This window comes from Campylobacter sp. BCW_4321 (assembly GCF_001763075.1).
Taxonomy (GTDB): domain Bacteria; phylum Campylobacterota; class Campylobacteria; order Campylobacterales; family Campylobacteraceae; genus Campylobacter_D; species Campylobacter_D jejuni.
This window is the reverse complement of sequence record NZ_MJYA01000008.1, coordinates 1-9,970: the sequence shown is the minus strand read 5'-3', so window position 1 is coordinate 9,970 and position 9,970 is coordinate 1. Positions and strand designations below refer to the sequence as shown.

General features: G+C 27.8%; 13 protein-coding genes and 1 pseudogene. 9 read left to right on the top strand and 5 right to left on the bottom strand.

The window, feature by feature from the left end; genetic code table 11:
* Window positions 1-384: 384 nt before the first annotated feature.
* Together cheP and cheQ are read left to right on the top strand one after the other, a co-directional pair.
* On the top strand, window positions 385-1,248 hold the full coding sequence (cheP, locus tag AJN58_RS01740; RefSeq protein WP_070233281.1) for a cheVAW transcriptional regulator CheP: 864 nt from the start codon (window positions 385-387) through the stop codon (window positions 1,246-1,248).
* Between the two features lie 27 nt (window positions 1,249-1,275).
* Window positions 1,276-1,755, top strand: a complete 480-nt coding sequence (cheQ, locus tag AJN58_RS01735) for a cheVAW transcriptional regulator CheQ (protein ID WP_079860118.1) — start codon at window positions 1,276-1,278, stop codon at window positions 1,753-1,755.
* A gap of 61 nt (window positions 1,756-1,816) precedes the next feature.
* Here cheQ and AJN58_RS01730 read toward each other — a convergent pair whose 3' ends face one another.
* Window positions 1,817-1,975 carry a highly acidic protein gene (locus AJN58_RS01730; RefSeq protein ID WP_070291924.1) on the bottom strand — a complete coding sequence of 53 codons (159 nt, stop codon included), beginning with the start codon at window positions 1,973-1,975 and terminating at the stop codon, window positions 1,817-1,819.
* Window positions 1,976-2,067: 92 nt separating this feature from the next.
* Between AJN58_RS01730 and moaC the strand changes: the two genes are divergently transcribed.
* The 3 genes from moaC to AJN58_RS01715 are packed head-to-tail and all read left to right on the top strand — an operon-like array spanning window position 2,068 to window position 3,932.
* Window positions 2,068-2,541: a cyclic pyranopterin monophosphate synthase MoaC gene (moaC, locus tag AJN58_RS01725; protein ID WP_070233283.1), complete on the top strand. Its 474-nt coding sequence runs from the start codon at window positions 2,068-2,070 to the stop codon at window positions 2,539-2,541.
* Window positions 2,519-2,782, top strand: coding sequence for a DUF493 domain-containing protein (locus AJN58_RS01720; RefSeq protein WP_002857480.1), 264 nt, complete (start codon window positions 2,519-2,521; stop codon window positions 2,780-2,782). Before moaC ends, AJN58_RS01720 begins: the two co-directional genes overlap by 23 nt.
* Window positions 2,772-3,932 (top strand): hypothetical protein, encoded by a 1,161-nt coding sequence (locus AJN58_RS01715; RefSeq protein WP_079860119.1) that lies wholly within the window; start codon window positions 2,772-2,774, stop codon window positions 3,930-3,932. The genes AJN58_RS01720 and AJN58_RS01715 overlap by 11 nt, the downstream gene beginning before the upstream one ends.
* 19 nt (window positions 3,933-3,951) lie before the next feature.
* Here the strand turns inward: AJN58_RS01715 and AJN58_RS01710 are convergent, their stop codons facing one another.
* On the bottom strand, window positions 3,952-4,710 hold the full coding sequence (locus AJN58_RS01710) for an exodeoxyribonuclease III (protein WP_002869154.1): 759 nt from the start codon (window positions 4,708-4,710) through the stop codon (window positions 3,952-3,954).
* A gap of 117 nt (window positions 4,711-4,827) precedes the next feature.
* Between AJN58_RS01710 and eptC the strand changes: the two genes are divergently transcribed.
* The 4 genes from eptC to pyrC are packed head-to-tail and all read left to right on the top strand — an operon-like array spanning window position 4,828 to window position 7,955.
* Complete coding sequence (eptC, locus tag AJN58_RS01705) at window positions 4,828-6,363, top strand: lipid A/FlgG phosphoethanolamine transferase EptC (RefSeq protein WP_070233285.1); 1,536 nt, start codon at window positions 4,828-4,830, stop codon at window positions 6,361-6,363.
* Window positions 6,360-6,716, top strand: coding sequence for a diacylglycerol kinase (locus tag AJN58_RS01700; protein ID WP_044778744.1), 357 nt, complete (start codon window positions 6,360-6,362; stop codon window positions 6,714-6,716). Before eptC ends, AJN58_RS01700 begins: the two co-directional genes overlap by 4 nt.
* Entirely contained in the window at window positions 6,713-6,958 is a 246-nt protein-coding gene (locus tag AJN58_RS01695) for a replication/maintenance protein RepL (RefSeq protein ID WP_002861043.1), read from the top strand. The genes AJN58_RS01700 and AJN58_RS01695 overlap by 4 nt, the downstream gene beginning before the upstream one ends.
* Complete coding sequence (gene pyrC, locus AJN58_RS01690) at window positions 6,948-7,955, top strand: dihydroorotase (RefSeq protein ID WP_070233286.1); 1,008 nt, start codon at window positions 6,948-6,950, stop codon at window positions 7,953-7,955. Before AJN58_RS01695 ends, pyrC begins: the two co-directional genes overlap by 11 nt.
* Window positions 7,956-7,986: 31 nt before the next feature.
* Here the strand turns inward: pyrC and AJN58_RS01685 are convergent.
* The 3 genes and pseudogenes from AJN58_RS01685 to AJN58_RS01675 all read right to left on the bottom strand — a co-directional run.
* Window positions 7,987-8,201: pseudogene (locus tag AJN58_RS01685) on the bottom strand (hypothetical protein).
* Window positions 8,202-8,256: 55 nt separating this feature from the next.
* Window positions 8,257-8,976: a class I SAM-dependent methyltransferase gene (locus AJN58_RS01680; protein ID WP_070233288.1), complete on the bottom strand. Its 720-nt coding sequence runs from the start codon at window positions 8,974-8,976 to the stop codon at window positions 8,257-8,259.
* Window positions 8,977-9,055: 79 nt separating this feature from the next.
* Window positions 9,056-9,970: methyl-accepting chemotaxis protein (locus tag AJN58_RS01675; RefSeq protein WP_002934477.1), on the bottom strand; the 915-nt coding region annotated here is incomplete at its 5' end.

Sequence of the window (9,970 nt, the reverse complement as noted above, 5' to 3'; positions counted from 1 at the left end):
AAATAAAATAGCGGAATAATAAAATATTTAAACTTAAAGTATAATTAAATACTGATTATTATAAAACTATAAAATTTCAATTTAAATTTTATTTTATATAAAAAAATTAATTTAATGAGAGTAAATTTATATGAAATGTTGTAAATATTTTTGTGGTATTTGTAAATTATATTTAAAATAAATTTAAAAGTGTATTTTTTTAGTTTTTATATTTTGGATAAAAATTTAAAATTTTTGATTTTGTATTTTTTAGATATTTTATCTACAAATTAACTATACTTAATCAAGCGTTAAATATTCACTTTGTGCAATAAGTAAATTAAATTTTAGATATAATTGTAAATCTATGAAGAACATTGAATATTAAATAAGGATGTATTAAATATGATCGGAGATATGAACGAGCTTTTATTAAAAAGCGTTGAAGTTTTGCCACCTTTGCCTGATACTGTGAGTAAATTAAGAAAATATGTAAATGAGGCTAATTCAAATATAGAAACCATGAAAGTTGCTGAAATCATTTCAAGTGATCCTTTAATGACAGCTAAGCTTTTGCAACTTGCAAATTCTCCTTATTATGGTTTTACAAGAGAAATTACAACTATAAATCAAGTGATTACTTTATTAGGTGTTGGTAATATCATCAACATAGTTACTGCTGATTCTATTAAAGATAGTTTTAAAATAGATGTTTCACCATATGGTTTGGATACTCAAGTTTTTTTAAGAAATTGCAACGAAGAGGCAACTTTTATCACAAATTGGCTCAATAATGAAGATAAAAAACTTTCTCATCTTTTAGTTCCTTGTGCAATGCTTTTAAGACTTGGCATTGTTATTTTTTCAAATTTTCTTATACAAAATCATAGAGAGAAAGAATTTTTAACTTTTTTAAATGAAACTAAAATTGAAAATATTGCTTTAGCGGAGAATGAATTTTTAGGTGTAGATCATATTTCTTTCTTGGGATTTTTGTTGCATCGTTGGAATTTTGATGATGTTTTGATTGAAAGTATATGTTTTGTTCGCACTCCTCACGCTGCTCGCGAAGAAGTGAAAAAATCCGCTTATGCTCTAGCAATAACAGATCATCTTTTTGCTCCACATGATGGCTCTTCTCCATTTAACGCAAAAGCTGCAGTTGCTTTACTTGAAGAGGCAAAAACTCAAGGAATTAATTTTGATTTAAATAATCTTTTATCTAAGCTTCCTAGCAAAGCTAAGGAAAATTTAAACAAAGAAGATTAAAGAGCTCTTTTAGGGCTCTAAATTGTAGTGATGAAAAGTTTAATCTTGCCTCCTAATGAATTTTTAGATCACTATATTTTAAACGCTGAATTTCATCGTTTTGCTGGAATTTCAAAAAATGCTTATAAATTTTGGAAAAATGTAGAAATAGGTAGATATCAAGGAACAAGAATTGTATTTTTGCATAGGAATTGCATTTTAGAAAAACATCAGCAAGCTTTAAGGCAATGTAGCGGTTTAAATGGTTTTGTATTGGCAAGTGCTTTTTGTTCTTTTACTGGGTTAGCCCCCTCTCATTTAGTGGAAAAAAATAATTCTTCTATTTATAAACTTTTAGAGCTTAAGGAGATTTGTGGGATTAAATTTGTTAATCTAAAAAAATTTTATGATTTTTTAGGGCTAAATTATCATCAGCATATTTATATAGAAAAATGCCATTTTTTTAGTCCAGCTCCTTTTGAAAAGCGTATTAAAATCACTGAGAGTATGTGCGTTGGGTATTATTAAGATATAAATTACAAGCCCTGTGAAGACATTGCTTGTAATTTAAAGATGAAAATTTTGTATTTTAATCCATCTCATAAAAATCATCATCATCATTGTTATCATCATCGTATTCGTAATCATCATCATCGTAATTATAATTTTTATGGTGATTTTGTGGATATTCTTCATCTTCGTTTTCATAATCATCGTAATTTAAATCTTCTTCATCTTCATAAGCCATTGTTTTCTCCTTAAATAAAAATACAAAGCTTATTTTATCTTAAATTTGTTTGGTTTTGCTATAATTTTTATAATTTTTTAAAAGGTGAATTTATGAAATTAAGTCATTTAGATGAAAACAATCATCCTAAAATGGTAGATGTAAGCGATAAAAATATTACTTCAAGAATAGCCACAGCTAGTGGTATGATATATATGAGTCAAGAAGCTTTTGATGTAATTAAAAACAATACTGCAAAAAAAGGCCCTGTTCTTCAAACAGCTATTGTTGCGGCTATAATGGGGGCTAAAAAAACAAGTGAAATTATTCCTATGTGCCATCCTTTGATGCTTTCTAAAGTCGAAACTGATATTGTGGAATTTGTTAAAGAATGTGCGTTTAAGCTTATTGTAACAGTTAAGTGTGAAGGTAAAACAGGTGTTGAAATGGAATCTTTAAGTGGGGTTAGTATAGGACTTTTAACTATATATGATATGATCAAGGCTATAGATAAATCAATGAGGATTACGGATATAGTGCTTGAAAGCAAAGAAGGAGGCAAAAGTGGTAAATTTGTGCGATCTTAAAAAAGAACCTCAGATCAATTATCCTACTTTTTGGGATTATAAGGTGATTTTTGAGGTACATGTTAAGGCAAGTGAAATTTTTCAAGAAATTTTAGGTCAAAGAGAATATAAATTTGAACATTCGAATTCAAGTGCGAGCGGAAAATATCAAAGTTATTTATTAAATGTTTATGTGGATAGCAAAAAAGATCGTTTGGATATATTTGATAAATTAAAAGCTAAAGCAAAATTTGTGCTTTAAGAAAGAAGGAAAAATGAAAAATACTTTAATTATTTTTGAAAATTCTTTGTCAAATCTCGGTAAAGATGAAGCAAGTGATTTACTTGAGGACTTGAGTTTTAATCTTGCATATAAACAAATTTCACATAATCCTCATGAAACAAAAAAAGTTTTAAATTCTCTTTTGGTTGAATTTTTAACTATTTTAAAAAAACTTGATTTTTGTGACGATGAAAATGTTTCAAAGGTTATTAAGGCTCTGGTAAAAGCAAGTGTTGCAGATGCTCAAAATTCGCTTTATGAGTATATTAGTGAAGCTGAATTATTAAACAAACAGATTGAAAATCAAAAGAATTTGATTAAAAATCAAATCAGCGATAATTTTTTTGAATTCGAGAGTATTTTACAAGAATGTTCTTTTTGTGATGAATTTAGCGGTGGTTTAAATGATGCTATTTTATTTGATATAGAAATGCTTGGAATTTTAAAAGAAACCGCTGAAAGTGCTTTTTTAACCACATTAGAAAAGGCTGAAGATATAGAACTTACAAGTAGCGAAATAGCTAAAAATCTCGTATATAATGCCATTTGTGAAGCTCATTTTGAAAAAGAAAGAATTTTACAAATTTCAAGTATTATTTTAAATACCGCTTTTGAAATAGCTAATGAATCTATGGCTTATGCAAAAGATCTTTGTTTAGGTGTGATTAAAGGCACAAGAGATGGTATTGTTTTAGCAATGGAAAAATTTAAAGCTTCATTAACTTATGCAAATTTTGAAGAAGATGTTAGTTTAAAAAGCAAAGAACTAATAGGTATAGAAGATGATTTTATTGCTCTTTTAAAAAAAGAGATTCAACTGCAAAATGATCCTTGTAAGAGTATAGTTGAGAATTTGCTAGAACATGAACTTGATAATCTTTTTGCTAAATTTAGACGTCTTGCGAGTGAAAGTAGAGAACAACTAATACTAGTTTTAAATGATATTAAGAGAAATCCAAAGATTAATGATTTTAATAAACTTACTCAAAGAAAATTAAATCGTTTTAAACAAGAAATTTTTGAATTAGAAAAAATTGCTAGTGAAAAATACAAAGATTTAAATTCCAAAAAAGCTAAAAAGCTCGGTGTAAGACTTTGGGAAAAAGCAAAAAAATTTGTTAAAAAATAATATCCCATTTTTTGGGATATTAAATATCTATTTCTATGCCTACAGGTGCGTGATCAGAGCCAAAAATATCATCTCTTATGAAAGCGTTTTTAAGTTTATCTTTTAAACCTTTTGAAATGAAAAAATAATCGATCCTCCAACCCACATTTCTTTCTCTTGCTTTCATTCTATAGCTCCACCACGAGTATTTTTCTTTGATTTCACCATTAATTTCTCTAAAAGTATCTATAAAACCAAGTTTTAGTAAATCATCAATCCAAGCTCTTTCTATAGGTAAAAAACCTGAAGTGTTGGCATTGGCTTTTGGATGGGTAAGATCGATTTCTTTATGAGCGGTATTAACATCGCCACAAATAATAATTTCAAATCCATCCTTTAAAAGCTTATCTAAATACACTAAAAAATCTGCATAAAATTTCATCTTAAAATTTAAACGCTCTTCATCTTTTTGACCATTTGGAAAATAGATATTAAAAAGTGCGATATTTTTAAAGCGGTGTTCTAAAACCCTGCCTTCTTCATCATCAAAAAATTCGCATTTTTTTACTTCGCTATCAAAATTACAAAGACTCATTACCCCAGAATATCCCGCTCTTTTAGCAGAATTAAAATACATGTGTTTAAAAGGATATTCATAAATTTTTTTAGGAAATTTATCTTCATGTGCTTTGATTTCTTGAAAACCTATAAAATCAATTTTTTCTTGTGCTATCCAATCAAGTGCATTTTTATCACAAATAGCCCTTAAGCCATTGACATTCCATGAAAGTAGTTTCATTATTTTCCTTAAAATTTTCATTAAAAGTGTAAATCATAGCATAAAAAGATTTAAAACTACAATCTATTTAAACAAATTTAATAGAATTAAAATCTTAAATTTGAAGGTGGGATTTATATGCTTAGATTAACTTGGTTTTGGTTTACTTTCTTAAATTCTTTAATGATTGCAATATTAAATTTTAATTTATTTGAGTTTGTGTATGAAAAAAACAATCAAAATTGGTTTATAACTTTTGTTTTCATTGTGGTCTATTTTGCACTAGTTCATGCAATTCTCTCTTTACTTTTTATGAAATTTTTTACTAAATTTTTCTCTATATTCTTTATAATATCATCTTTTTTAAGTGTTTACTTTATTAGTTTTTATGGGGTGCTTATAGACTCTGATATGATACAAAATGTTGTTCAAACGGATATCAAAGAAGTAAAAGATTTGTTAAATTTAAAATTAATTTTATTTATTGTTTTGGCTTTGTTGTTGGCTTTTTATGTTGTTAAAGTGAAAATTGATTATGGTAGTTTTAAATTTCATATAAAAATTAAAATTATCAATATAATATCAGGTTTGATTGTGGTTAGTGCAGTTTTAATCCCTTTAAGTAAAACTTTCTTGCCTTTTTTTAGAAACTATAATGAAATAAGAATGTATAATACTCCTTTTTATCAATTTTATGCCGTATATCGCTATTATGTTCGTTTTGTAAAAGCTAAGCCAGAATTTAAAACTATAGCTAATGATGCTTATAGAGAAAACAATCACACTAAAAAAATTTTGGTTTTGGTAGTGGGTGAAACCGCTAGAGCAGCAAATTACTCTTTGGGTGGATATACTAAAAATGATACCAATTTTTATACTAAAAAAGATAATGTAGTCTTTTTTGATAATTTTTCATCATGCGGAACAGCAACAGCGGTAAGTTTACCTTGTATGTTTTCTATATCCAAGCGTAGAGATTATTCGAGTTCAGAATTTCAAGAAAATGCCATGGATATACTTTATAAAACAGGTGTAGATGCTGCATGGTTTGATAATAATTCTGGTGGTTGTAAAGGGGTTTGTGATAGATTAGCTTATAAACAAAAGCTTTCTAGTGATTTGGATGAAAATTTACTCACTCCTTTTAAAGAAAAATTAAATCATTTGAGTGATCAAAATATAATAGTTCTTCATTTGCAAGGTTCTCACGGGCCAACTTATTATAAACGCTATCCAAATGAGTTTAAAAAATTTACTCCAACTTGTGATACCAATGAACTTTCAAAATGTGATAGTAAGGCTTTAATCAATACTTATGACAATACTTTGCTTTATACAGACTATTTTTTAAGTGAGATTATAAAACTATTAAAAGAGCAAAAAGATTATGAAAGTTCTTTATTTTATCTTTCAGATCATGGTGAAAGTTTGGGCGAAAATGATATTTATCTTCATGGTATGCCTTATGCTATAGCACCAAGTTATCAAACTCATATTCCTGCTATTTTTTGGAGTAATGATGAAAAATTAATGAATTTAGCTAAAGAACATAAAAGTTTAAAACTTTCTCAAGATAATCTTTTTAGCACTCTTTTAGGATATTTTGATGTAAAAACAAGTGTTTATGAGCCAGAATATGATTTATTAAATCCTAAACTTAAGGCAAATCCATGAAGCCTAAATATCATTTTTTAAATAACGCAAGATATGCTTTAGAAGGGGTTTTTGCTTTATTTAAAAATGAAATGGCGTTTAGAATTGAACTTTGCATTATTATCCCTGCGATAGTTTTTAGTTTTTTCTTAAAAGTTAGTTTTTTGGAACATTTGTTATTGGTAAGTGTTTTAATACTTATCTTAATTATAGAAGCTTTAAATTCAGCTATTGAAGCTTGTGTTGATTTGATTACAAATGAATGGCATGAAAAGGCAAAAATTGCTAAAGATTGTGCGAGTGCGGCAGTGTTTTTTAGTGTGCTTTTAGCTCTTTTTGTTTGGGGTTTTATTTTATATAGCATTTACTTATGAAATTTGAAAATTTAATACGAGAAATTTTAGGAAAAAAGCGTTTTGAATTGTTAAAATTTTTATGTGAAAATGCCGATGAAAATGGTTTTATTATGATTAAAATCAGTGAGCTTGAAGAAAAATTACATCAAAGCAAACCCACTATCATTGCTACTTTTAAATTTTTAGAAGAAAAAAAACTTTTCAAGCGCCTTAAGAATGGATTTTATCAGCTAAATATAGGAGATAAAAATGATACTTAAAAATCCTTTAGATATGCATTTGCATTTAAGAGATAATCAAATGCTAGAACTTATTGCACCTTTGAGTGCAAGAGATTTTTGTGCAGCTGTGATTATGCCAAATTTAATCCCTCCGCTTTGCAATTTAGAAGATCTAAAAGCTTATAAAATGCGTATCATTAAGGTTTGTAAAGATGAAAATTTCACTCCTTTAATGACACTTTTTTTTAAAAATTATGATGAGAAATTTCTTCAAATTGCCAAAGATGAAATTTTTGGCATTAAGCTTTATCCAGCAGGAATTACAACAAATTCAAATGGTGGAGTTTCAAGTTTTGATATAGAGTATTTAAAACCTACTTTAGAGGCTATGAGTGATTTAAAGATTCCTTTGCTAGTGCATGGTGAAACAAATGATTTTGTCATGGATAGAGAGGCAAATTTTGCTAAAATCTATGAAAAATTAGCAAAAAACTTTCCAAAATTAAAAATTGTAATGGAGCATATTACCACTAAAACTTTATGTGAACTTTTAAAAGATTATGAAAATTTATATGCGACAATCACTTTACATCATTTAATCATCACTTTAGATGATGTTATCGGAGGTAAAATGAATCCTCATCTTTTTTGTAAGCCTATAGCCAAGCGTTACGAAGATAAAGAAGTACTTTGTGAGCTTGCCTTTAGTGGTTATGAAAAAGTTATGTTTGGAAGTGATAGCGCGCCTCATCCATTGCACACTAAAGAATGTTGCGGTTGTGCCGCAGGTGTATTTAGCGCCCCAGTGATTTTACCTGTTTTAGCTGAATTATTTAAGCAAAATAGCTCCAAAGAAAATTTGCAAAAATTTTTAAGCGATAACGCTTGTAAAATTTATGATTTGAAATTTAAAGAAGATAAAATTTTAACTTTAGAAGAAAAAGAATGGCAAGTGCCAAATGTTTATGAAGATAAATACAATCAAGTCGTGCCTTATATGGCCGGAGAAATTTTAAAATTTCAATTAAAACATTGATTTTCCACCCTAAAGGTGGAAAATTTAAGCTTTATTTACAAGAGTATCTCTGATATCTATAACAAGATAGATCACAAAAAAACTTAAAAATAAAGCAATAAAACTGACTATCAGCGACAATAAACCAGCTAAAAATCCAATGCTAAACATCATAAAAAGAGAATAAAGCAAAGCTACAACAAAACTTATCACTGCAATTGCATCAAGAATCAAGCGTCCAAATTTGATGATTAAATTTTTAACCATTAAAAACTCCTTTGAAATAATCGGTGAAATTGTAATAAGTATAAGCTTAATGTTTTTATAAGTTATTTATAATTAAAAGTTTTATTTTGGATTCTATAGTTTCAATAATATCATTTTCAACAAAAGAACTTACAGTTTCTTTAGAAGCTGTGATTTTGTTAATGTTTAAATGCCATAGAGCATTTTCTATAGCCTCTTCTTTCGTTCTTTGAACTTTGCGTGTTTCATCAAAAACAATCTTATGAAAAAATATATTTTTTTCTAGTAAATAACTTTCTAAATCTTTTTTATAAAAACCTTTAAATTCGGTATTAAAATATTTAAAAATCGGATCTAAAAAATCACTTTTTCTATAATCAGCCCAACCAAGATAAATTTTTGTTTTAGCTAGATTTAAGAAATTTGTATAATCTTTTTCATTTTGTAAAGCAGGGGACATACTTAAAAATGCAAGGTCAAATTTAGCATTAGGATTGTTTTGCATCCAAGTTTCAAAGCTCAAATTTTCGCATTTTATATTGTTAAGATTTAGTTTTTTGGCATCTTCTTGTAAAATTTCAAGCATAGCATTTGCACTATCTAAGGCAAAAATTTCTTTAGCCTCTTTAGCTAAGTGTAAAGTCCAAACTCCAGTTCCACATCCTATATCTATAATGCTTTTATTTTGAAAAGAAATCTTTAAATTTTGTAAATATTCAAAAGTTTGCTTTTGTATGGTGTTTAAAGTGTTTTGATATCTTGTGTAAGTTTTGGCTTTTTTATCCCATAAATTCATATATTTTCCTTGATAAAATATATAAAATCATAGCATAAATTTTTAAAATTCAAGCCCTTTTTTGGGCTTGAATGACTAATTAAAACCTCTTCTTCTTAACATCTTCTAAGATATTATTAGCTATATCACTTACTGTACTAGAAATAATAGCTGATTCATTAGCAATTTCAACATTATCTTTAGTAGTTTGATCAATTTGTGCTACGCTATCATTGATTTGAGTAATACCTGCAGTTTGTTCTTTAATACTTTCTGCCATATCATTGATAGATTGAACAAGTAAATTAGTATTAGCTTCTATTTCAGATAAAGACTTTTGAGTTCTCTCAGCTAGTTTTCTAACTTCATCAGCCACAACAGCAAAGCCTCTACCATGTTCTCCAGCACGTGCAGCTTCAATAGCTGCATTTAAAGCTAGAAGATTAATTTGATCTGCAATATCACCTATGATACCTGTAACATTTTTAATCTCTTCAGATTGAGTGATAACATCACTAGTTTTAACTGAAACATTTTGCATAGAAGAAGTGATCTCTTCTAAAGCTGCTGCAGTTTCTTCTAAAGATTGAGCTTGAGAATTTGAAGAAGTGGTTAAGCTTTGAACAGCAGTTTGTAATTTTCCACTTTCATTAGCTAAAGCATTAGCAAAGTCTGAACTTTGTTTTAGCATTTTAACTATTTCATCGCCTAAAGCATTAGTAGTTAATTCAACACTTCCTGAAGCATTAGAGATTTTATTTCTAAAATCTAAGCTTTTGTATTCTTCAAATATTTTATGAATAACATTCATATCAGAACCTACTCTAGCTTGTAAAACATCAAGAAGTTTATTTAGAACATTTTTAAGTTCAATAAGTTGTGGGTTTCTTGGATTAGCAGTAATTCTTGCTGTTAAATTACCACCTTCTACAACTGATACGGTTTGAACTGATTCTTTAACAGCTTGATTGTCTTGTTCTAAACCTTTTTTAGTAGCAAGGATGTTTTCGTTGAT

What these genes read in the sequence shown, in the direction of transcription:
- AJN58_RS01710 (WP_002869154.1), bottom strand. Translation starts at nt 4,710, where the DNA reads ATGAAACTACTTTCATGGAATGTCAATGGCTTAAGGGCTATTTGTGAT.
- cheP (WP_070233281.1), top strand. Translation starts at nt 385, where the DNA reads ATGATCGGAGATATGAACGAGCTTTTATTAAAAAGCGTTGAAGTTTTG.
- AJN58_RS01730 (WP_070291924.1), bottom strand. Translation starts at nt 1,975, where the DNA reads ATGGCTTATGAAGATGAAGAAGATTTAAATTACGATGATTATGAAAAC.
- eptC (WP_070233285.1), top strand. Translation starts at nt 4,828, where the DNA reads ATGCTTAGATTAACTTGGTTTTGGTTTACTTTCTTAAATTCTTTAATG.
- AJN58_RS01695 (WP_002861043.1), top strand. Translation starts at nt 6,713, where the DNA reads ATGAAATTTGAAAATTTAATACGAGAAATTTTAGGAAAAAAGCGTTTT.
- AJN58_RS01700 (WP_044778744.1), top strand. Translation starts at nt 6,360, where the DNA reads ATGAAGCCTAAATATCATTTTTTAAATAACGCAAGATATGCTTTAGAA.
- pyrC (WP_070233286.1), top strand. Translation starts at nt 6,948, where the DNA reads ATGATACTTAAAAATCCTTTAGATATGCATTTGCATTTAAGAGATAAT.
- AJN58_RS01680 (WP_070233288.1), bottom strand. Translation starts at nt 8,976, where the DNA reads ATGAATTTATGGGATAAAAAAGCCAAAACTTACACAAGATATCAAAAC.
- moaC (WP_070233283.1), top strand. Translation starts at nt 2,068, where the DNA reads ATGAAATTAAGTCATTTAGATGAAAACAATCATCCTAAAATGGTAGAT.